At 70.1% G+C, this 22,441-nt stretch carries 16 protein-coding genes, 2 tRNA genes and 1 other RNA gene; 13 read left to right on the top strand and 6 right to left on the bottom strand.

Annotation, left to right across the window (positions count from 1 at the left end; genetic code table 11):
• Positions 1-12 precede the first annotated feature (12 nt).
• Positions 13-1,119 (top strand): YlbL family protein, encoded by a 1,107-nt coding sequence (locus QSK30_RS25910; RefSeq protein ID WP_285506601.1) that lies wholly within the window; start codon positions 13-15, stop codon positions 1,117-1,119.
• Between the two features lie 6 nt (positions 1,120-1,125).
• On the opposite strand, the gene QSK30_RS25905 is transcribed toward QSK30_RS25910, so the two are convergent.
• Entirely contained in the window at positions 1,126-1,686 is a 561-nt protein-coding gene (locus tag QSK30_RS25905) for a PPA1309 family protein (RefSeq protein ID WP_285506599.1), read from the bottom strand.
• Positions 1,687-1,885: 199 nt separating this feature from the next.
• Between QSK30_RS25905 and QSK30_RS25900 the strand changes: the two genes are divergently transcribed.
• The 10 genes from QSK30_RS25900 (at position 1,886) to lon (ending at position 14,190) form a co-directional block, all read left to right on the top strand.
• Positions 1,886-4,882, top strand: coding sequence for a UPF0182 family protein (locus tag QSK30_RS25900; protein WP_285506597.1), 2,997 nt, complete (start codon positions 1,886-1,888; stop codon positions 4,880-4,882).
• A gap of 139 nt (positions 4,883-5,021) precedes the next feature.
• Positions 5,022-5,095 (top strand) — tRNA-Met (locus tag QSK30_RS25895).
• 400 nt (positions 5,096-5,495) lie between these two features.
• Positions 5,496-5,569: transfer RNA gene (locus tag QSK30_RS25890), tRNA-Met, on the top strand.
• A 1,391-nt stretch (positions 5,570-6,960) separates the two neighbouring features.
• The gene (locus QSK30_RS25885) at positions 6,961-7,461 is read left to right on the top strand and encodes a PadR family transcriptional regulator (RefSeq protein WP_285506595.1); all 501 of its coding nucleotides are present in this window, start codon (positions 6,961-6,963) and stop codon (positions 7,459-7,461) included.
• Between the two features lie 51 nt (positions 7,462-7,512).
• A complete protein-coding gene (gene prfB / locus QSK30_RS25880) occupies positions 7,513-8,613 on the top strand; it encodes a peptide chain release factor 2 (RefSeq protein WP_285506593.1) in 1,101 nt (366 codons plus the stop codon).
• 90 nt (positions 8,614-8,703) lie between these two features.
• Positions 8,704-9,393: a cell division ATP-binding protein FtsE gene (ftsE, locus tag QSK30_RS25875; protein ID WP_285506591.1), complete on the top strand. Its 690-nt coding sequence runs from the start codon at positions 8,704-8,706 to the stop codon at positions 9,391-9,393.
• A gap of 36 nt (positions 9,394-9,429) precedes the next feature.
• Entirely contained in the window at positions 9,430-10,332 is a 903-nt protein-coding gene (gene ftsX, locus QSK30_RS25870; protein ID WP_285506589.1) for a permease-like cell division protein FtsX, read from the top strand.
• A 51-nt stretch (positions 10,333-10,383) separates the two neighbouring features.
• Positions 10,384-10,860: an SsrA-binding protein SmpB gene (gene smpB / locus QSK30_RS25865; RefSeq protein ID WP_285506588.1), complete on the top strand. Its 477-nt coding sequence runs from the start codon at positions 10,384-10,386 to the stop codon at positions 10,858-10,860.
• Positions 10,860-11,762: an amidohydrolase family protein gene (locus QSK30_RS25860; protein WP_285506585.1), complete on the top strand. Its 903-nt coding sequence runs from the start codon at positions 10,860-10,862 to the stop codon at positions 11,760-11,762. Before smpB ends, QSK30_RS25860 begins: the two co-directional genes overlap by 1 nt.
• A 67-nt stretch (positions 11,763-11,829) precedes the next feature.
• Entirely contained in the window at positions 11,830-14,190 is a 2,361-nt protein-coding gene (lon, locus tag QSK30_RS25855; RefSeq protein WP_285506583.1) for an endopeptidase La, read from the top strand.
• Here the strand turns inward: lon and QSK30_RS25850 are convergent.
• A complete protein-coding gene (locus QSK30_RS25850; RefSeq protein WP_285506582.1) occupies positions 14,123-15,448 on the bottom strand; it encodes an acyltransferase family protein in 1,326 nt (441 codons plus the stop codon). The genes lon and QSK30_RS25850 overlap by 68 nt on opposite strands.
• Before the next feature lie 340 nt (positions 15,449-15,788).
• Here QSK30_RS25850 and QSK30_RS25845 point away from each other — a divergent pair, with 340 nt between their 5' ends.
• Positions 15,789-18,521 (top strand): S8 family peptidase, encoded by a 2,733-nt coding sequence (locus QSK30_RS25845; protein ID WP_285506578.1) that lies wholly within the window; start codon positions 15,789-15,791, stop codon positions 18,519-18,521.
• A 155-nt stretch (positions 18,522-18,676) separates the two neighbouring features.
• On the opposite strand, the gene QSK30_RS25840 is transcribed toward QSK30_RS25845, so the two are convergent.
• Genes QSK30_RS25840 through QSK30_RS25830 form a run of 3 tightly spaced genes read right to left on the bottom strand, consistent with a single transcriptional unit; the run spans position 18,677 to position 21,109 of the window.
• A complete protein-coding gene (locus QSK30_RS25840) occupies positions 18,677-19,321 on the bottom strand; it encodes a response regulator transcription factor (RefSeq protein ID WP_285506576.1) in 645 nt (214 codons plus the stop codon).
• The gene (locus QSK30_RS25835; RefSeq protein WP_285506574.1) at positions 19,309-20,433 is read right to left on the bottom strand and encodes a sensor histidine kinase; all 1,125 of its coding nucleotides are present in this window, start codon (positions 20,431-20,433) and stop codon (positions 19,309-19,311) included. The genes QSK30_RS25840 and QSK30_RS25835 overlap by 13 nt, the downstream gene beginning before the upstream one ends.
• Positions 20,434-20,437: 4 nt before the next feature.
• Positions 20,438-21,109, bottom strand: a complete 672-nt coding sequence (locus QSK30_RS25830) for a sensor domain-containing protein (RefSeq protein WP_285506573.1) — start codon at positions 21,107-21,109, stop codon at positions 20,438-20,440.
• A 170-nt stretch (positions 21,110-21,279) separates the two neighbouring features.
• On the opposite strand from QSK30_RS25830, the gene ssrA reads away from it, so the two are divergent.
• Positions 21,280-21,652, top strand: a transfer-messenger RNA (tmRNA) gene (gene ssrA / locus QSK30_RS25825).
• A 303-nt stretch (positions 21,653-21,955) separates the two neighbouring features.
• Here the strand turns inward: ssrA and QSK30_RS25820 are convergent.
• Positions 21,956-22,363 (bottom strand): helix-turn-helix domain-containing protein, encoded by a 408-nt coding sequence (locus tag QSK30_RS25820; protein WP_285506572.1) that lies wholly within the window; start codon positions 22,361-22,363, stop codon positions 21,956-21,958.
• Positions 22,364-22,441: the final 78 nt, after the last annotated feature.

Here is a 22,441-nt window from a genome sequence, read left to right as displayed (position 1 = left end):
CGCTGTCGATCCGTGAGCACCGCACCGGACGCCCCCGCTCCGCCGCAGCCCGCTGGGCCCACTCCGCCGACGCTGTCCAGGACGCTGTCCCGGCGCGGCTGGACGGTGGTGGTCAGCTTCGTCCTCACGGTGGCGTTCCTGTTGGTCGGCCTGCTGGTGCCGATCCCGTACGTCTCGCTCGGCCCCGGCCCCACCTACGACACGCTCGGCGCGGTCGAGGGCGTGCCGATCGTCAAGATCGACGGCGAGGAGAGCCACCCGACCACCGGTCAGCTGCGGATGACCACGGTGTCGGTGAACGACGAGATCAGCCTCTTCGGCGCGCTCGGGCTGTGGGTCAGCGGCCGCTACGCGCTCGCCCCGCGCGAAGACTACTTCCGCCCGGGGGAGACCGAGGAGCAGATCGAGCAGCAGAACACCAAGCTCTTCCAGGAGTCGCAGAGCAACGCCGAGATCGCCGCGCTGCGCTACCTGAAGTACCCGGTCAAGGTCATCGCCTCGTCGATCACCGCGGGCGCGCCCGCAGACAAGGTCCTCGCCCCCGGCGACCAGCTGGTCACGGTCAACGGCAAGCCGATCGTGGCCGCCACCGACGTGACCACCGCGCTCACCGGCACCGTGCCGGGGCAGACGGTGTCGATCACCTTCAAGCGCGACGGCCAGGAGCGCACCGCGCCGCTGACCCTGGCCAAGGCCACCGACTTCGGCGCCAAGGAGCGCGCCGAGGGGTTCATGGGGGTCGGCCCGGCCGAGCGGCCGGACGTGGCGTTCAAGACCACGATCCGGCTGCAGAACGTCGGCGGGCCGTCGGCCGGGCTGGTCTTCGCGCTGGCGATCGTGGACCGGCTGAGCACCGACGACCTCGCGGGCGGGGCCACCATCGCGGGCACCGGCGAGATCGACGTCGACGGCAACGTCGGGCGCATCGGCGGCATCCCGTTCAAGATGGTCGCCGCCAAGGAGGCCGGGGTGAACACCTTCCTGGTCCCGAAGGACAACTGCACCGAGGCCAAGGACAACGCCCCCGAGGGGTTGCGGCTGGTCAAGGTGGAGAACCTCGCGGGCGCCGTGCAGGCGCTCAAGGACATCAAGGCGGGCAAGGACGTCCCGGGCTGCTGACGAGCGCTACTCGCGCAGGGTCTCCAGGAGCGCGGCCGTGAGGTTCGCCGCCAGCTCCGGGTGCTCGATGACCTCATCCACGCCGTCCACGCCGTCCACGCCGTCCCCGTCGCCGCCCGCCGTGCCGTCGTCGCCGCCGCGCAGCCGCAGCACGCAGGCGACGGAGCCGTCGCGCAGCGCGGCCGCGACCAAGCGGGCCTCCCTGGCCTGCGGGTGCGTCGCGGCGATCCGGCTCATCGCGTCGCTGTCGCCCTCGGGCAGGTCGGCCTCGGCCTCCGGCGGCAGCATGACGATCTCCTGGGCGAGCGCGCAGCCCAGCACCGCCGCGGGCCACATGATCGAGGCCAGCGCCACGCCCAGGTCGGGCTCGGTGAGGGCCTCCTGGGCGATCGGGGTGAGCGCCGAGGACGGGTCGACCTGGCCCGCCAGGTCGGGCTGCTCGCGCAGCAGGTGCTCGGTGGGCACGAGCGCGAACAGCTGGGGCGGCTGGTCCCAGCCGCCCGAGGCGACGAACTCCTCGATCTCGCGGGTCACCGTGGGCAGGTCATGCGTACCGGGCTGGCTCACGACCACATGCTCCCACCCGGGCGCGCGTCACCCGATCCGGCCACAGTTGTCCACAGTCGCGCCAGGTATCCACACATTTCGGACACCCTCACGGGAACCTGAAGCGGCCCTAATAGAGTTGAAGGATCAGGGCGGGGCCTGCCCCGTCCGCCGTTCGTCGAACCACAGCGATATCTGAAGCGACTCTGGAGCGTGTCCAGTGGCCACTCGGCCCCCGATCGGCCTGCCGAAGCTGTCCCGGCGCAGTCGGATCCTACTAGTCATCGCCGCGGCGGTGATCCTGCTCCTGCTGGTCGGGTCCCGGCTGCTCAGCACCTACGTCAACTGGCTCTGGTTCGGGGAGGTCGGCTTCCGGTCGGTCTACGCGACCGTGCTGTGGACGCGCGTCGCGCTGTTCTTCGGGGTCGGGATCCTCGTCGGCGGGCTGCTCGCGGTGAGCCTGTGGATCGCCTACCGCTCCCGGCCGGTGTTCGTCCCGGTGTCCAGTGCGGACGATCCACTGGCCCGCTACCGCTCCACCATCGTGGCCAGGGTGCGCCTGTTCGGCATCGGCATCCCGCTGGTGATGGGCCTGATCGCGGGCTCGGCGGCCCAGTCGGACTGGCAGCAGGTGCAGTTGCTGTTCAACGGCACCGACTTCGGCGTCACCGACCCGCAGTTCAACATCGACATCGGCTTCTACGCCTTCACCCTGCCGTTCATCACCTGGCTGATCAACTGGCTGTTCGTCGCGATCGCGGTGTCCTTCTTCGGCGCGCTGATCACGCACTACCTCTTCGGCGGCATCCGCCTGGCGGGCAAGGGCGGCCAGCTCGCCGCGCCCGCCCGCATGCAGCTCTCGATCACCGCGGGCGTGTTCGTGCTGGTCTACGCCGTCGACTACTTCTTCGAGCGCTACGAGCTGCTCTTCGGCAAGCACGACCTGTTCAGCGGCGCGAACTACACCGACCTCAACGCGGTGCTGCCCGCCAAGCTGATCTTGATGTTCATCGCGGCCTTCTGCGCGGTGGCCTACTTCGTCGGCGCGTTCCTGCGCAACCTGCAGCTCCCCGCGATCGCCACGGCGCTGCTGATCCTCTCCGGCATCCTGGTCGGCGCGGCCTGGCCCGCGATCATCCAGCAGTTCTCGGTGCGCCCGAACGAGAACGCCAAGGAGGCGCTGTCGATCCAGCGCAACATCGACGCCACCCGGGTCGCGTTCGGGCTGGGGCCGGACAAGGTCAGCACCCAGGACTACGCGGGCGTCGCCGACGCCTCGCCCGCCGCCATCCGGTCGGACCAGGGCAACCTGAACACGATCTCGAACGTGCGGCTGCTCGACCCGAACATCCTCGCGCCCACCTTCACCCAGCGCGAGGGCCGGGAGAACTTCTACGGCTTCCCGGACAAGCTCGACGTCGACCGCTACAGCATCGACGGCAAGACCCAGGACTACATCGTCGCCGCGCGCGAGATCAAGACCAGTGGGCTGACCGAGGCCCAGGGCGGCTGGATCAACCGGCACATGGTCTTCACCCACGGCAACGGGTTCGTCGCCGCGCCCGCCAACACGATCAACTCGGCGCTGCAGGACTCCAACGACCAGGGCGGCTACCCGGTCTTCAAGGTCAGCGACCTGGCGGGCCAGGGGCCGATCAAGGTCGACCAGCCGCGGATCTACTTCGGTGAGCTGGCCACCGACAACTACGCCATCGTCGGCGGCAAGGACAACGGGCGCCCGCTGGAGTACGACACCTCCAGCAAGACCTTCGTCTACGACGGCAAGGGCGGTGTGCCGATCGACAACCTGTTCAACAAGCTGGTCTTCGCCGCGCACAACACCGAGCGCAACATCCTGTTCTCGTCGCAGATCGGCGACGGCGCCAAGATCATGTACAACCGCAACCCGCGGGACCGGGTGAGCCTGGTGGCGCCGTGGCTGACCCTCGACGGAGACCCGTACCCGGCGGTGGTCAACGGCAAGATCACCTGGATCATCGACGGCTACACCACGCTGGAGAACTTCCCGTACTCCCAGCGCACCGCGCTCGGCGAGGCCACCACGGACTCCCTCGGCGGCGTCGTGCGCCAGGAGAACCGGACCATCAGCTACATCCGCAACTCGGTGAAGGCCACCGTCGACGCCTACGACGGCACGGTCACGCTGTACTCCATCGACGACAAGGACCCGGTCCTCAAGGCGTGGCAGGGCGTCTTCCCCGGCACCGTGAAGCCGTCCTCGGACATCTCCCCGGAGCTGCGGTCGCACTTCCGCTACCCGGAGGACCTGTTCAAGGTCCAGCGCGAACTGCTCTCCCGCTACCACGTGTCCGACGCGAACGAGTTCTTCTCGCAGAAGACCTTCTGGAACGTCCCCACCGACCCCACCGAGGACGGTGCCTCCAACGGCACGAACACCAGCGGTGCCAAGCAACCCCCGTACTACGTGCTCGCCCAGGCGCCCGGGCAGGAGAAGGCGACGTTCCAGCTCACCAGCGCGCTGACCCTGCTGAACCGGCAGTTCCTCGCCTCGTGGGTGTCCGCCTCGTCCGATCCGTCCGACTACGGGCAGATCAAGATCCTCCGATTGCCCTCCAGTGGACAACAGGCCGAGGGACCGGTCCAGGTGCAGAACCGGTTCCAGACGACACCGAAGGTCGCCGAGAACCGGACACTGCTGCAGAACCAGAGCGTCACACCGACCTTCGGCAACCTGTTGACCCTGCCCGTGGCAGGCGGGCTGCTCTACGTCGAACCGCTCTACATCCAGCGCAAGGACGCGAACTCGTTCCCGCAGCTCGCCCGGGTGCTCGTCGCCTTCGGCAGCAAGGTCGGCTTCGCGCCCACGATCGACGAGGCGCTCGACGAGGTCTTCGGCGAGGGCACCGGTGACACGGCCACCAAACCGGGCCAGACCGACGGCACCACACCGCCGACGAGCTCCTCGCAGCCGCCGACGACCAGCACCGCGCCACCGACGACCGGGTCCGGCGGCGGCACCGAGCTGGACCGGGCCGTGCAGGCCCTCAACGCCGCCATCACGCACCTGCGGGACGCCCAGCGCACCGGCGACTTCACCGAGCAGGGCAAGGCACTGGCCGAACTGGACGCGGCCACCAAGCAGTACGACACCGCCAAGGCGAAGGCCGGGCAGCCGACCAGCCCGTCGTCCTCGGGCGCCTCACCGTCGCCCACACCGGCCTCCGGCGGCGGGTGACCACTCCCGACAACAGGTGCCGGTGACCGCCCCGCGGCGGGCGGATCACCGGCACCTGACCGGAATGAGTGACCCCACTCACCACCAACCCCCCTGATTTGTATCCCCGTCCACCCCCGTGTAGAGTCATATTTACCGACGCGGGGTGGAGCAGCTCGGTAGCTCGCTGGGCTCATAACCCAGAGGTCGCAGGTTCAAATCCTGTCCCCGCTACGATCGAGGCCGCCCTATACCTGCGGAAAGCGCAGGTGTGGGGCGGTCTTCGCATTGTTTCTGGGGGCCGAGCCCCCAGACCCCCACGGTGCGATCGGTGGCGGTTCCAGCGGTGCTCGCTCGACCTTCGGTCGTCGCATCGTGGTGTGTGACCGGTGGTGGGGGGCTCGCTCACGGCTTCGCCGATCGCATCGGGCTGTGGGAGCAGTGTTGTGGGGCTGGCTCACGGCTTCGCCGATCGCATTGGGGGAGCGAGCGGTGTGCTGGATGTGCTGGATGTGCTGGGTGGGGTTGGGGGTGGGCTTGCCTGCGGCTTTGTGGGGGGTGTGGGGCTCCTTCTGGGAAAGAGGGGGGTGGGTGGGAGTGGGTTTTCGAGGGTGTGTAGAGTTCTGTTTAGCAACGCGGGGTGGAGCAGCTCGGTAGCTCGCTGGGCTCATAACCCAGAGGTCGCAGGTTCAAATCCTGTCCCCGCTACAAACGGTTAAGGCCCGATCCGATATGGATCGGGCCTTTTTCGTTTGGGGGTGGGAGTGGGCGGTGGGGCTGGGGTGGGATTTGGGTTTGGCTGGGGGTGGGTGGGTGGGGCGGGTTGAGTTGGGACCTGGGGCCTGGGGCCTGGGGAGTGGGGCCTGGGGAGTGGCGGACGTAGCGGGTGTTGATCTCGGGTGGGGTGTGGGGGCGGGGTCTTGGGTCTGGTGTCGGGTGGGGGGATGAGGACTCGGTGGGGGAGTGCGGGGCGGCGGGTTGGGGGATGGGGCGCGTCTGGCTGAGGTTGAGGCTGGGCGGCGCTGCGCTGGGGGTGGTGTGGTCCGTTGGGCTGGGGTGGCGAGGGTGCATCGGTTGGGTGTGGGCCGTGGGCCGCGGGCTGCGTGCCGTGGGCCGTGAGCCGGGGGGCGGCGTGCCGTGGCTGGGGCTGGCGTCTTGGGTCTGGGTTGGGCGGTTGGGTGGGTCTGGGTGTCCGTGGAGCGGTCGTGTTCCGGTCGGGTGTCTGGATGGTCCTGTCCGCGTCGTGGGTCCACTGAGCGGCTTGGGGTGTTCGGTGGGCACGCTCCCGGTCGGGTCCCTTCGGTACAGGGAAGGGAGGGGATTCTGTTGGGGGTGTGTGGGGGCGTTACTTGTGCGGGGGTGGCGCGTTGGAGGGGTGGGGATCGTGTGGTGGTCGAGGGAACTGGGCGTACCGGGGAGTCGGTTTCGTGTTGGGCAATACCGCGAATTGGTCGGTGTCGAGTACGCACCGGTGCGGGATGTGGCGTGGCGTTCGGGGGACTGGTGGTCGGATGCGATGGCGTGGACCGGATGCCGTCACCGCAACGGGGGTGCAACCTCGACCATCCAGGAGGTCTGGCGGGCGGGTGCTCGTGCATCCGCACGGGCGTTTGGCGGGAGCGGGCCGAGGTGTCCGCGTCAGGCGTCCACACTGGACCGTCGACAGTGCCCTGGGGTGTGACAGTTTCACCGCAAACGCAACGTTCGTCGAGTCGATCGTGGGTCGTCCGGGCGGTCCGGAGGCGACTCGGATGGTCTGTCCACTAGCGGTTTTCGGGCGTTGACCTGCGACATTCGGGTGATCTGGACCACATTGGCAGATTATTTCCGGGTGTTCAACAAGTCCCGTACCGACTACGGGCGGGGCCGATCGCACTGGTCCGAACGGGTAGCGCGATGGGAAGAGATCCACTCCTTCGGGGGAGCAAGTCCGGGAAGTCCATGTGGGACCGTCCGAGTTTGGGCCAGATGGGGTGCCGATCTTGCGCTGATCGGTCCGGGTTCGGACCCTCCCGGCGGTTGTTTAACGATCAGCCACTGTGGACTGCCGCACTTGGCCACTGTGGACAGCGCGGCCATGTCGTGGGACCGTTGTCGGCGTGTCTGAATTGAATGCAACCGCCGCAGCTCTTCTTGGCCTGCTGCACGAGGGCCCCCAGACCGGGGGTCAGCTCGTGTCCGCCGCGCGCGAGCGCTTCGGCTCGTTCTTCAGCGTGACGCGCAGCCAGGTCTACCGCGAGCTGCCCGCACTGGCCGACAGCGGACTCGTCCGGCTCGGCAAGCAGGGTCCCCGCTCCAGCCAGCAGTACGTGATCACCGCCGCTGGCAAGAAGGCCTTCAAGGCCTGGCTCGGTGGTGAGCCCGGCCCCGACCACCTCCGCAGCCCGCTGATCCTGCGCCTCGTGCACGCGAGCACGCTGACCGCGAAGCAGCGGGTCGGCCTGATCGACTCGGCCAAGCAGGTCTACAACGGCGAGCACGAGGCGGCCAAGACGGCCGCCAAGACCGCCGAGGACCCCTACGCCAAGGCGATCGCCGAGTTCGGCGTGGCCAGGGCCAAGGCCGTGCTCAAGCTGCTGGACTCGATCCCCAAGTCCTGACCGGCCTACCGCCGCAGCGGCGGCGCCCGTGTCCGCGTAGTCTTTTCCGACGTGAACCCGGACGTCGCCGCTGACCTCAAGGACCTCTCCGCCACGCTGGCCAGTGTCGAGGCGGTGATGGACCTCGACGGGCTGCGCGCGCAGATCGCCGAGCTCGAGGAGCAGGCCGCCAAGCCGGACCTGTGGGACGACCCGGACTCCGCCCAGCAGGTGACGAGCAGGCTCTCGCACCGGCAGGGTGAGCTGCGCAAGGTCGAGGAGCTGCGCTCCCGCCTCGACGACCTCGCCGTGCTCTACGAGCTCGGCGAGGAGGACGGCGGCGACGCCGACACCACCGCCGAGGCCGAGGTCGAGTTCGCCAAGCTCAAGGCGGACATCTCCTCCCTGGAGGTGCGTACCCTGCTCTCCGGCGAGTACGACGGCCGCGACGCGCTGCTGACCATCCGCTCGGAGGCCGGTGGCGTCGACGCGGCCGACTTCGCCGAGATGCTCATGCGCATGTACCTGCGCTGGTCCGAGCGGCACGGCTACCCCACCGAGGTCTACGACACCTCCTACGCCGAAGAGGCGGGGATCAAGTCGACCACCTTCAAGATCGCGGCGCCGTACGCCTACGGCACCCTCTCGGTCGAGCAGGGCACGCACCGGCTGGTGCGGATCTCGCCGTTCGACAACCAGGGGCGCAGGCAGACCTCGTTCGCCGCGGTCGAGGTGGCCCCGGTCGTCGAGCAGGCCGACCACGTCGAGATCGACGACAAGGACCTGCGGGTCGACGTGTACCGGTCGTCCGGTCCGGGTGGACAGGGTGTCAACACGACCGACTCCGCGGTCCGGCTGACCCACCTCCCGACCGGGATCGTGGTGTCCTGCCAGAACGAGCGCTCGCAGCTGCAGAACAAGGCCTCGGCGATGACCGTGCTGCAGGCGAAGCTGCTGGAGCGGCGCAGGCAGGAGCAGCAGGCCAAGATGGACGCGCTCAAGGACTCCTCCAGCGGGTCCTGGGGCAACCAGATGCGCACCTACGTGCTGCACCCGTACCAGATGGTCAAGGACCTGCGCACCGAGTTCGAGGTGGGCAACCCGTCGGCGGTGCTCGACGGTGACATCGATGGCTTCCTGGAGTCGGGGATCCGCTGGCGCAAGACCCAGTAGTAGTCACCGCTACACGCAGGGTGACCAGCGAAAACCGTAACCGGAGCCAAGGCAACGGCTCGATAACGACCAGAGGTAGACTCGCCGATCGTGATCCGGCTCGAACAGGTATCCAAGGCTTACAAGACCTCCACGAGGCCCGCCCTCGAGAACATCAACGTGGAGGTGGACAAGGGCGAGTTCGTCTTCCTCATCGGCCCATCGGGCTCCGGGAAGTCGACTTTCCTGCGCCTGCTGCTGCGTGAGGAGGTCCCCAGCAAGGGCCGGGTCTACGTGGCCAACTTCGACCTCACCCGGATGGCGCGCAGGCGCGTGCCCCGGCTGCGGCAGTCGATCGGCTGCGTCTTCCAGGACTTCCGGCTGCTGGCGAACAAGACCGTGGCGGGAAACGTGGCCTTCGCCCTCGAGGTGATCGGCAAGCCCCGGCCGACGATCCGCAAGGTCGTGCCCGAGGTGCTGGAGCTGGTCGGGCTGGAGGGCAAGGCCGAGCGGATGCCGCACGAGCTCTCCGGTGGCGAGCAGCAGCGCGTGGCCATCGCGCGCGCGTTCGTCAACCGGCCGCTGATGCTGCTCGCCGACGAGCCGACCGGCAACCTGGACCCGGACACCAGCCAGGACATCATGCTGCTGCTGGAGCGGATCAACCGCACCGGCACGACCGTGCTGATGGCGACGCACGACCACTCCATCGTGGACTCGATGCGGCGCCGGGTCGTCGAGCTCGACCTCGGCCGGGTCGTGCGCGACGACGCCCGCGGCGTCTACGGCGTCGGCCGCTAGCAACCCCCGCCCCCAAGACTCGAGGACCCACCCCCGATGCGTGCCAGCTTCGTGTTCAGCGAGGTCGTGACCGGCCTGCGCCGGAACATCACGATGACCATCGCGATGATCATCACGACCGCCATCTCGCTCGCCCTGCTCGGCGGTGGACTGCTGGTCGTGCGGATGATCGACAAGACGAAGGTGCTCTACCAGGACAAGGTCGAGGTCAGCGTCTTCCTGACCAACGACGTCTCGTCCTCGGACAAGGGCTGCGCGAACGACCCGTGCAAGGGCCTGTTCAGCGCGCTGCAGTCCGACCCGGCCGTGGACACGGTCACCTTCGAGAACCGCGAGCAGGCCTTCGAGCGGTTCAAGCGGATCTTCGAGGCGCAGCCGGAGCTGGTCAAGCTGGCCCGGCCGGAGGCGCTGCCCGCGTCCTTCCACGTCAAGCTGAAGAACCCGGACCGGCCCGAGGTGATCACCCAGAGCTACAACGGCCGGGCCGGGGTGGACACCATCTCCGACCAGAGCGAGTTCCTCGACCGGTTCTTCAACGCGCTCAACGGGTTCCGGAACATGACCTTCGCGATCGCGCTGTTCATGGCCATCGCGGCGCTGCTGCTGATCTCCAACACCGTGCAGCTCTCGGCGTTCACCCGGCGCACGGAGGTGGGGATCATGCGCCTGGTCGGCGCCACCCGGTGGTACACCCAGCTGCCGTTCCTGCTCGAGGCGATGGTGACCGGTCTGATCGGCGCGGTGCTGGCCATCGGGTTGCTGGTGCTGCTCAAGCTGTCCTTCCTGGACGACGTGCTGGCCGACCCGATCGCCGCGGGCGTGGTGCGCTCGGTGGAGTCGATAGACATCCTGCTGGTCGCGCCGTGGCTGCTGCTGGTCGCGCTGGGTATCTCCGCGGTGACCGGTTACGTCACGCTCCGCCTCTACGTGCGCACGTGATCGCGGTATCGCCGTCGCCGCCCGCCGCGGCTCGCACGTAGAGTCACGGCCATGGCGAAGGAACGCGGCCGCAAGGCCATCGTGACGAACCGCAAGGCGCGCCACGACTACTCGGTGATCGACACCTACGAGGCGGGCGTGGTCCTCGTGGGCACCGAGGTGAAGAGCCTGCGCGAGGGCCGCGCGTCCATCGTCGACGCGTTCGCCACGGTGGACGACGGCGAGGTGTTCCTGCGCAACCTGTTCATCCCGGAGTACACGCAGGGCACCTGGACCAACCACGAGCCGCGGCGCACCCGCAAGCTGCTGCTGCACAAGGGCGAGATCCTCCGGCTGATCGGCAAGATCAAAGAGTCCGGGCTCTCCCTGGTGCCGCTGTCGATGTACTTCTCCGACGGCAAGGTCAAGGTCGAGCTGGCGCTGGCCAAGGGCAAGAAGTCCTACGACAAGCGCCAGGACCTGGCCAAGCGCGACGCCAACCGGGAGATCGCCAAGGCGGTCGGGCGGCGGGCCAAGGGCCGCGAGTAGTGGCCGGGCCGGGCAGCGACGCCGAGGTAGCGGACTGGGTCCGCGGGCTCGGGCTGCCCGGGCTGGTCGACCTGCACGTGCACTTCCTGCCCGATCCGGTGCAGCGGAAGGTGTGGGCCTACTTCGACGACGCCGAGCGCAACTACGGCACCGCGTGGCCGGTCCACTACCGGCAGTCCGAGGGCGAGCGGGTCGAGGTCCTGCGGTCGTTGGGTGTGGTCGGGTACGCGCCGCTCGTCTACCCGCACAAGCCCGGTATGGCTGAGTGGCTCACCGAGTGGGTCTTGGACTTCGCCGCCCGGGTGCCGGAGGCAGTACCTACCGCGACTGTCTACCCCGAGCCGTCGGTGGGGCGGTATCTGGAAGGCGCGCTAAGAGCCGGTGCGCGGTGCGTGAAGGCGCACGTGCAAGTGGGCGCGTACGACCCGCGAGACGACCTCCTGGACCCCGCGTGGGGGCTGCTGGCCGAGGCGGGCGTCCCGGTGGTGGTGCACTGTGGACACGGGCCGCTGCCCGGCGCGCACACCGGCATCCCCGTCTTCGAAGAGGTCCTGCGCGCACACCCCCGTCTCGCGGTGGTGCTCGCGCACGCGGGCATGCCGGAGATCTCCGAGGCGTTGGACCTGGCGGAGCGCTACCCGCGCGTGCACCTCGACACCACGATGGTCGGTGTCGACTTCACCCTGCGGAACGCGCCGCTGCCGGACGACTGGACCGCCCGGCTGGCCGACCTGGGCGACCGGATCGTGCTCGGCACGGACTTCCCGAGCATCCCGTACGCCTACGCCGAGCAGCTGCGGGCCATCGCGGGCTGGGCGCAGGCCCCTGGCCTGGGCGAACCGTTCCTGCGGGCGGTGCTGCACGACAACCCCGCCCGGCTGCTCGCTCTGGGCGAACACTGAGCGGAAACAAAACCACGCTCAATGAAGTTGACGGGATCAGACTCAACTTCTGGAGTGTGATCAGGCGATGTCCGAGGCTTTGACGCTGCCGGTGCTGCCCGTGGACGACACCGTCCTCCTCCCCGGCATGGTTGTCCCCATCCAGCTCACCGGCACCGAGAACGCCAACGAGGCCCGCGCGGCCGTCGAGGCGGCCCGGGCCGGAACCGAACCCGCGCAAGTCGTCCTGGTGCCCCGCCTGGAGGGCAAGTACGCCAAGGTCGGCACGCTCGCCGTGGTCGAGCAGGTCGGCAGGTTGCCCGGTGGCGAGCTCGCCGCCGTGGTGCGCGGCACCGCCCGGGTGCGCATCGGCGCGGGCACCACCGGCCCCGGCGCCGCCCTGTGGGTGCAGGTCGAGACGGCCGACGAGGCCACCGACGAGCGCACCGCCGAGTTGGCCCGCGAGTACAAGGGCCTGGTCACCACCATCCTGCAGCAGCGCGGCGCGTGGCAGGTCGTGGACACCGTGACCCAGGTCGACGACCCGAGCGCGCTGGCCGACATGGCCGGTTACGCGCCCTACCTCTCCGACGAGCAGAAGGTCTGGCTGCTGGAGACCACCGAGGTCACCGCCCGGCTGGAGCGGCTGCTGGAGTGGGGCCGGGAGTACCTGGCCGAGCTGGACGTGGCCGAGACGATCCGCAAGGACGTCAAGGAGGGCATGGAGAAGCAGCAGCGCGAGTTCCTGCTGCGCCAGCAGCTCGCCGCCATCCGCAAGGAGCTGGCGGAGCTGGACGGCAAGCCCGCCTCCGAGGAGCAGGACTACCGGGCCCGGGTCGAGAGCGCCGAGCTGCCGGAGAAGGTCCGGGTGGCCGCGCTGTCCGAAGTGGACAAGCTGGAGCGCACCTCGGAGCAGTCGCCCGAGGTCGGCTGGATCCGCACCTGGCTGGACACGGTGCTGGAGATGCCGTGGAACACCCGCACCGATGACGCTTACGACATCGCGGGCGCGCGGGCGATCCTGGACGCCGACCACGCCGGTCTGACCGACGTGAAGGACCGGATCATCGAGTACCTGGCCGTGCGCAAGCGGCGCGACGAGCGCGGGCTCGGCGTGGTCGGCGGACGGCGCAGCGGTGCCGTGCTGGCGCTGTCCGGGCCTCCCGGGGTCGGCAAGACCTCGCTCGGGGAGTCGGTGGCGCGGGCGATGGGCCGCGAGTTCGTCCGGGTCGCCCTGGGCGGTGTGCGCGACGAGGCGGAGATCCGCGGGCACCGGCGCACCTACGTCGGAGCACTCCCGGGCCGGATCGTGCGCGCCATCAAGGAAGCGGGCTCGATGAACCCCGTGGTGCTGCTCGACGAGATCGACAAGGTCGGCTCGGACTACCGCGGCGACCCGACGGCGGCCTTGCTCGAGGTGCTCGACCCGGCGCAGAACCACACCTTCCGCGACCACTACCTCGAGGTCGAGCTGGACCTGTCCGACGTGGTCTTCCTGGCCACCGCGAACGTGATCGACTCGATCCCCGGGCCACTGCTGGACCGGATGGAACTGGTGGCGCTCGACGGCTACACCGAGGACGAGAAGGTCACCATCGCGGCCGGGCACCTGCTGCCCCGGCAGCTGGAGCGCGCGGGGCTGACGGCCGACGAGGTCGTCGTCGACGAGTCCGCGCTGCGGCTGCTGGCGGGGGAGTACACCCGTGAGGCCGGGGTCCGGCAGCTGGAGCGGGCGATCGCGCGCGTGCTGCGCAAGGTCACCGCGAAGCTCGCGCTCGGCACGGCCGAGCTGCCGTTGCACGTCGGTGTCGCCGACCTGCGCGGCTACCTCGGGCAGCCCAAGCACACGCCGGAGTCGGCCGAACGGACCTCGGTCCCCGGGGTGTCGACCGGTCTGGCGGTCACCGGCGCGGGCGGCGACGTCCTGTTCGTCGAGGCGTCGTTGGCGGACAAGGAGACCGGGGCCAGCGGGGTCACGCTCACCGGCCAGCTGGGTGACGTGATGAAGGAGTCCGCGCAGATCGCGCTGTCCTTCCTGCGCTCGCACGGCCCATCGCTGGGCCTGCCGGTCGGTGAGCTCGCCAACCGGGGTGTGCACGTGCACGTCCCGGCGGGCGCGGTGCCCAAGGACGGCCCGAGCGCCGGGGTCACCATGACCACCGCGCTGGCCTCGCTGCTGTCCGGGCGCCCGGTGCGCGCGGACGTGGCGATGACCGGCGAGGTCTCCCTCACCGGTCGGGTCCTGCCGATCGGCGGCGTGAAGCAGAAGCTGCTCGCCGCCCACCGCGCGGGCATCACCACGGTGCTGCTGCCGCAGCGCAACGAGCCGGACCTGGACGACGTGCCCGACTCGGTGCGCGCGGCGCTGACCGTGCACCTGGTCAGCGACGTGCGGGACGTGCTCGCCGTGGCGCTGGAACCAGTGGCCGCGGGAGTGCTGGCAGCCTGATCAGCCGGAAGTGGGTCGCCCGCCCGTAGCGGGCGGCCCACTCTCGGTCGTCCCACAGCCCGACCACCAGACCGGCGACGACCATGGCCGCCCACGGCACGGGCCCGTCGAACAGGCCGGGGCCGTCGGGGGAGAAGCCCCGCACGGTCAGGCCGAGCAGTCCGAGCGCGGTGATCACGGTCCCGGTCACCACCCGCGAGCCGGCCGGGACGCCGCCCAGGCGCAGGGTTTCCGCTCTGCCGAACACGTTCACCAAGCCGGTGAGCACGAGCGTCGCGCAGCCGAGCCAGACGGGGGCAGCCGCGAACCACGCGACCGACCCGGGATCCGGTGTGCGGTAACCGAAGCCCAGCACCGCGACGCCCGCCACCACGACAAGGGCGGGCATGTGCCACAGGTACACCGTCGTGCTGCGCGCGCCCAGCGCCCGCGCGGTCGGCCCGTCCAACCGGCTCAGCCACGGCCGGGCAAGCAGCAGCAGCCCGAGCTGACCCAGCGCCAGCGGTAGGAGAACGGCGGCGGGCGGGCTCATGTTGGACACCGGCGCCCCGGGCATCCCGATCATGCTCGGCGCGTACGGTCCACACGCGACCATCAGCGCGGTGGTGCCGAAACCGGCCGCGGCCAACGCCCAGTAGCCCAGCCGCGAGCCGAACTCGAAGAGCCCGTTGGCGTAGCAGATCCCCAACTGGTGCACGGCCAGCCACACCAGCACCGCGTTGAGGTAACCCGCCTCGGTCAGCCCCGCGAACCGCACCGCGTCCACCAAGACCGCCCCCGCTGCCAGTGGCAGCAGTGTCCACGCGCCGAACCGCCCGTGCGCCTTGACCATCAGCGGGGTGAGCAGCACGACGGCTAGGTAGACCACCAGGAACCACAGCAGCTGGGCGGTGATGCCACCGGCCAGGTCCACCGGCTGGGCCGGGAAACCCAGCGCCAGCATGGTGTTCGGCAGCCCGACCCACACCGCAGCCAGTGGCAGCACCGGGAGCACCAGCCTGCCCAGCCGCCCGGCGAGCCACTCGCGCGGGCCCGCCGCGGTCCGGTAGGAGTGCGCGTTCGCCGCGCCACCGGCGAAGAACACCACCGGCATCACCTGCGACAGCCAGGTGAGCAGCCACCAACCCGGCGTCGTCAGCGCGTTCCCGGTCGTCAGGGTGTCCCCGGTGGCACTGAGCACCGGCATCAGCCAGTGCTGCCCCACCACCAGCAGGATCGCCCCCACCCGGATCACGTCCAGGAACGGGTCTCGTCGCATTCTCGGCCCCCTAGCGCTGCTGTTCCGCACGCCGGTCAGCCTCTCGGGAACCGCGGGCGGGCACAGCCCGGCCAGCAGGCATCCGCGTCCTGGGGCGGGCTGGAAGGCCGGGGGTGGGGCCAGCCATACCCTGTGAATTCACAAAGGGATTTCCCTATAAGTGTGTGGCATTATGCCGATTACAAATGGGATAGCCCTTGACCTATGGACTGAACAGCGGAACTTGTTGCCGAGATCTGGCGCTGCCCGGTGTGATCGTGGTTGCTTTCCCTGGTCGGCCTGCCGAAGCCGTTCGCGCGAACGTCCCCTGTTCCCTGCTGCTCTTCTTTGGAGTAATCCCATGAGACAAGTTCGCGGGAGTCTGCGCAGACGTCTGGTCTGCGCGGGAGCCGTCGCGGTCACCGCGGCCGCCCTGGCGGTCGGCATGGGCACGGCCGAGGCCGCCGAGGGCACCGTCCTCGGCGCCGGTCGCGCCGACTCGGTGCCCGACAGCTACGTGGTGACACTGAAGGACTCCGCCGCTCAGCGGTCCCAAGTGGACCGCACCGCGGCCGGGCTGGCGAGCCGCTACGGCGGCACCGTGAAGGCCACCTGGCACAGCGCCCTGCACGGGTTCGCGGCCACGATGTCCGCCGCACAGGCCCGCAAGCTCGCCGGTGACCCGTCGGTCGCCTCGGTCGAGCAGGACGCGGTGGTGCGCGCCACAGGCACCCAGCCGAACCCGCCGTCGTGGGGGATCGACCGGCTCGACCAGCGGAACCTGCCGCTGGACAACAAGTACAACTGGGACACCACCGGCGCCGGGGTGACCGCGTACGTCATCGACACCGGCATCCGCACCAGCCACACCACCTTCGCGGGCCGGGCCACCTGGGGCACGAACACCGTCGACACCAACAACACCGACTGCCACGGCCACGGCACGCACGTGGCGGGCACCATCGGCGGCACCGAGTACGGCGTGGCAAAGCAGGTCAAGCTGGTCGCGGTGAAGGTGCTCAACTGCCAGGGCTCCGGCACGAACACCGGCGTCATCAGCGGCATCGACTGGGTGACCCAGAACGCGGTGAAACCCGCCGTGGCCAACATGAGCCTCGGCGGCGGCGCCTCCGCGGCCGTCGACACCGCGGTGAAGAACTCGGTCGCCTCCGGTGTCGTCCACGCGGTCGCCTCGGGCAACGACAACAAGGACGCCTGCGGCTCCTCGCCCGCCCGCGAGCCCTCCGCGATCACCGTCAACGCCACCGCCGAGTCCGACGCCCGGGCGTCCTTCTCCAACTTCGGCACCTGCACCGACATCTTCGCGCCCGGGCAGAACATCACTTCGTCGTGGAAGGACAACGACACCGCGACCAACCGGATCAGCGGCACGTCGATGGCCACCCCGCACGTCGCCGGCGCTGTCGCCCGCTACCTGCAGGCGCACCCGAGTGACACCCCCGCCGCCGTCGCCACCGCGCTGTTCGCGCAGGCCACGCAGGGCAAGGTGACCAACCCGGGCGCCGGTTCGCCGAACCGCCTGCTGTTCACCGGTGAGAGCTCGGGCACCACGCCGACCGTGGTCACCGCGCCGGGCAACCAGTCCGGCCAGGTCGGCGCGCCCGCGAGCCTGACCCTGTCGGCCACCGGCGGCACCGCGCCGTACACGTGGACCGCCACCGGCCTGCCGCCCGGTCTGAGCATCTCCACCAGCGGCGTCATCTCGGGCACGCCCACCACGGCGGGCTCGTACACCGTGAACGTCACCGCCACCCCGTCCGCGGGCACCCCGGGCAGCGCGTCGTTCACCTGGACCGTCGCCGATGCACCCGGCGGCGACACCACGGTCACCCCGCCCGGCAACCAGAACAGCCGGGTCGGCACGCCGGTGAGCCTCACGCTGTCGGCCACCGGCGGCACCGAGCCGTACACCTGGACGGCCACCGGTCTGCCGCCCGGCCTAAGCATCTCCGCTTCCGGCGGGGTCGTCTCCGGCACCCCGACCACCGCGGGCGAGTACGGCGTCGTGGTCACCGCGACCCCGCGCTCGGGCAACCCGGGCAGCCAGAAGTTCGGCTGGGTCGTCACTGACGCGCCCAGCGGCGACATCACCATCGGCGACCCGGGCCCGCAGACCGGCAAGGTCGGCGTCAAGGCGGGCCTCAAGCTCGTCGCGACCGGCGGCACCGCGCCGTACACGTGGTCGGTCACCGGCCTGCCGGACGGCCTGAGCGCCGACAGCGGCGGCGGCACCAGCACCGCGGTCGTGCGCGGCACGCCCACCACGGCGGGCAAGTTCACCGTGACCGCCACGGCCACCGGCACCACCGGCGGCACCGGCACGGTCACCTTCGTGTGGACCATCGGCGGCGGCGTCGAGGTCACGGTGAGCAACCCGGGCCCGCAGTCGGTCAAGGTCGGCCAGCCGGTCTCGGTCCAGTTCACCGCCTCCGGCGGCACCGGCCCGTACACCTGGTCGGCGCGCAGCCTGCCCGGCGGCCTGTCCATCGACCGCGACGGCCTGGTCACCGGTACCGCCAAGACCGAGGGCAGCTACCAGTCGGTGGTCATCGCCACCGCCACCGACGGCTCGGGCACCGCGTCGGTCGACTGGACGGTCACCCCGGGCAGCTCGTGCACGCCCACCCAGGTGCTGGCGAACCCCGACTTCGAGTCGGGTGCCTCCGGTTGGACCGCGTCGGTCAACGTGATCGGCGACCACTCCGCGCTGGGCCACCCGGCGCACGGCGGCCAGAACTCCGCCTGGCTGGGCGGCTGGGGGACCGCGTCCAACGAGCAGGTCAGGCAGACGGTGAGCGTTCCCAGCGGTTGCACGAGCTACACGCTGTCCTACTGGGTGCACATCGACACGGCCGAGAACGAGCAGGTCCAGTACGACACCCTGGTCGTCCGGGTCGGTGCCGCCACCGTCAAGACGCACTCCAACCTCGACGCCTCCGGCGACTACCAGCAGGTGACCCTGGACCTGAGCGCGTACGCGGGCCAGTCGGTGACCCTGGAGTTCGCCTCCACTGAGGACGCCTCACTGCAGACGTCGTTCGTCCTCGACGACGTCACGCTCGCGGTGAGTTGACCGGATCCGGTGCGGCGGGGCCTGGCCCCGCCGCACCGGCCGGTCGTCGCGAAACACAGGGCGGCTCCACCCGCGCGGGGTGGGGCCGCCCTGTCCTCAAAGGACTCTGGTATTCCTGGAAAGGAATCCCGCGATCGATCTCGGCGCGGAATTGGTCAGGCCCGGTTGAGGAAGGTGAGCACGGCCCGAACCCGCCGGTGCTCCTCACCGGTGGGCTCCAGGCCCAATTTCGAGAAGATGTTCCCCACGTGCTTTTCCACCGCCCCGTCGGAAACCGTCAACGATCGGGCGATGGCCACGTTCGACAGCCCCTGCGCCATCAGGCCCAGCACCTCGCGCTCGCGCGGGGTGAGCAGGTCTATCGGGTTGCGCCGTCCACGCGCCATGAGCTGTGCGATCACCTCCTGGTCGATGCAGGTGCCGCCCCCGGCGACCCGGTGCACCGCGTCGATGAAGTCGGCGACGTCGGCCACCCGCTCCTTGAGCAGGTAGCCCACGCCCCCGGCGCCGCCCGCCAGCAGCTCGACCGCGTAGCGCTCCTCGACGTACTGCGAGAGCACCAGCACCGGCAGCCCCGGCACCTCCTCGCGGGCGCGCAGCGCGGCCCGCAGCCCCTCGTCGGTGAAGGTCGGCGGCATCCGGACGTCGACGATCGCCAGGTCGGGGCGGTGTTCGCTGACCGCCTCCAGCAGTGCGTCGCCGTCCTCGACCGCCGCGACGGTCTCGATGTCCTCGTCGGCCAGCAGCCTGGTCACCCCCACCCGCAGCAGCACCGAGTCCTCGGCGATCACCACTCGCACGGCAGGTCCGCCCTGATCACTGTTGGCCCACCGATGGGGCTCACCACGGTCATCACGCCGTCAATCGTGGCAGCGCGGTCGGCCAGGCCCGCCAGCCCACCCCCCGGGCGGATGCTCGCGCCGCCGTCGCCGTCGTCGGTGATCTCGACGACGACCTGGTCGCCGCTGCCGCGCTCGTGCCGCCACACCTTGACCGTGACGTTGCGCGCGCCCGAGTGCTTGGCGATGTTGGTCAGCGACTCGCCGACGATGAAGTACGCCGTGCTCTCCACCGCGGCGGGCGGTCGCGGCTCGACCGCCACCGCCACCTCGACCGGCACCGGGCACTTGGCCGCCAGCGACGACAGCGCCGCGTCCAGGCCGCGGTCGCCCAGGACGGCCGGGTAGATGCCGCGGGCCAGGTCGCGCAGCTCGGCGACGGCCAGCTTGGCGTCGGCGTGCGCCTCGTCGATCAGCGCCCGGGCCAGGTCCGGGTCGGCGTCCAGCTTGCCCTTGGCCCGGCCCAGGCCCATGGCCACCGCGACCAGCCGCTGCTGGGCGCCGTCGTGCAGGTCGCGCTCGATCCGCCGCCGCTCGGCCTCGGCCGCGTCCACCCCGCGCGCCCGGGACGCCTGCAGGTGCTCGGCCTTGGCGGTCAGGTCGGCGGTGCGGTCCGGGCCGAGCATGGCCACCGCGAGCTGGGAGTGCAGCCAGGCGTAGCGCGGGGTGAGCCACAGCGCCAGCGGGACCAGCGGGACGCTGGCCACCGCCAGGGCGAAACCGAAGACCGACAGCGGCAGCTCCATGCCCAGGAAGGCGATGTCGCGCCAGGTCCGGCGGTCGGTGAGCAGCGCCCGCCACTGCCGCAGCGCGCCGCGGTCCTCGGTGAGCACCGGCAGGTTCGGCAGGTCGGCGCCGGTCATGGCGCGCGCCCAGGCCCGGTGGGTGTTGCCGAACGAGCGGGCCAGCACCGCGCTGCCCACCAGCAGCGGCACCCCCACCCAGATGACCACGGTGCCGACGCCCACGCAGAGCAGGACGAGGGTCACGATGAAGGTGAACAGGCTCAGCGGGAAGCCGCCCACCAGGTAGAGGATCGCCAGCGCCGGGTTCGGGTACCTGCGGTCGCGCATGGCCTCAGACCCCGACCCGCACGCCGTCGGACTCCCACGGCTCCAGCGACCGGATCTTGGCCTGCGACGGCCCCAGCACCGACCGCGCGAACACCGCGTGCGCGGCGCCCATCGCCCTGGTCAGCGGCACCGTGAGGGCCAGCAGGACCAGCCCGGCCCCGGCGAAGGGCAGCGCCTCGAGGAACGAGTCGACCACGATGCGCGGGTGGTCGGTGTCCCAGAGCAGCCAGGCGCCGTCGGGCAGGAAGCGGTAGACCAGCGGCAGCGCCACCAGCCACGCGGAAGCCGACCAGAGCGCGATCATGATCGAGAACTCGGCGACGCCGATCGGCAGCAGCAGGACGAAGTAGGCGGTGTCCCGCCAGGTCGCGCCGTCCTTGAGCCGCGCCTTCCACCGCCCGGTGACCGGCAGCGGTGGGTACGGGGTGGCGATGTAGGTGTCGAGCATCGCGTACACCCTGGCCCGCTCGACCCGCGCGGCGCCGCGGGTGCCGAGGATGGCGAGCGCCAAGACCGGCAGCCCCACCCACACCACCGCGGTGCCCGCCCCGACCGCCCAGGCGGTCACGATCCCCACGAAGCCGAGGATGCCCACGACCAGGTTCATCAGCAGGTACCCCAGCGAGCCGAACACCGACGGGCGCGGCCGGGTGCCGTCGCTGTGGATGGTGGTCATCTTCGTCCCCTCCTCGTGCCGTTGACCACCAGCATCACCCCTGGAGGGGCCCTTCTCCATGGGGGGCGCCACCGGGGTCGTGGTAGGGCTGGCCCCACCACCGGTATCCGGGATGATCCGAGCGGCCGGAGGGGCTAAGGTGGGGGGAGCAAGACAGTCCCTACCCACACGGGGGTGAACGGTTTCGACTCTGGACGTCTAGTCAGGAGAAGCGTGCAGGTGCAGGCGAGATGACCACCTCAAGCGTCGCTCGCAAACCAATAAGCGCCAAGACTAACAGTCGCGCTGACTTCGCCCTCGCTGCCTAAGCGAGTGTGAGTCTGTCGGCCCGGGGATGCCTCCGCCCCGGTAGCCGGCATCAGCTAGGAGGCTCACCGCCAGTCCCGGTCACGGGGCCTGAACGGGAAACTCACAGTGACTGGGCCCGTCACACCGGCTTGTTCGCGTGATCGGTGGGGTCGAGTAGAGGCATAGCGAACTGCGCACGGAGAAGTCCTGGTGAAACGACAGAGGACCCGGGTTCGATTCCCGGCACCTCCACGGACTCGGGCGGCTCGTGCCTGCGGAAAGCGCAGGCCGGGTCGTCCGTTTCAATTTCTGGGGGCCGAGCCCCCAGACCCCCACGGTGCGATCGGTGGCCGAACCAGCGTGGTCGGGTGGGGGGCTCGCTCACGGCTTCGCCGATCGCATCGGGGGTGAGCGAGTTGGGTGGGGTGGGGCTCGCTCACGGCTTCGCCGATCGCATCGGGATGCGGGAGTTGGTGGGTGGGTTCGCTTACGCCTTCGGCGATCGCATTGGGGCTGGGGTGCTCACGGCTTTGGCGATCGCGTTCGAGTGGGTGGTTCTCAGTCGATGTGGGGCGGTAGGTGGTCGGGGGATTTGGGGAGGAATGCGTCAGCCAGGCGGTTGAGGGTGTGGTTCATTTCGGTCAGGATGGCTGTCTGGGCGCCGAGGTGGGTTTGCATGATGTCGACGATGTGGTTCTTGAGGGCTTCTTCTGCGGTGGGCTCGGCTTCCGCTGAGGGGTTCTCGCCCGCTTCGACCTTGTGCAGGTAGTCCGCGCGCCAACCCAGGGCTTGGGAAATCGCCTGGAGGGTGTGGGTGCTCCGATTCTCCCGGACCACGCCGCCACGGATTTCCCGGACGGTGGACTTGGAGAGGCCCGCGCGCTCCATGAGTGCCGTCTGGGTCATCTTCAGGTCTTTCATGCGGGCGTTGACCACATCGGCGACCGCTGCCCCGTCCTTCGCCACCCAGTCCTCCGCGCGCTCCGCCTCGTGAACTTCGCCGAGAATAGCGCGTGGGAAAGGAAGGGTCGCCGCACCGGCGAG

Source organism: Actinokineospora sp. NBRC 105648, assembly GCF_030269645.1.
Classification (GTDB): domain Bacteria; phylum Actinomycetota; class Actinomycetes; order Mycobacteriales; family Pseudonocardiaceae; genus Actinokineospora.
Note: the sequence above shows the minus strand (reverse complement) of the source record. Positions and strands in the feature narration are given on the sequence as shown.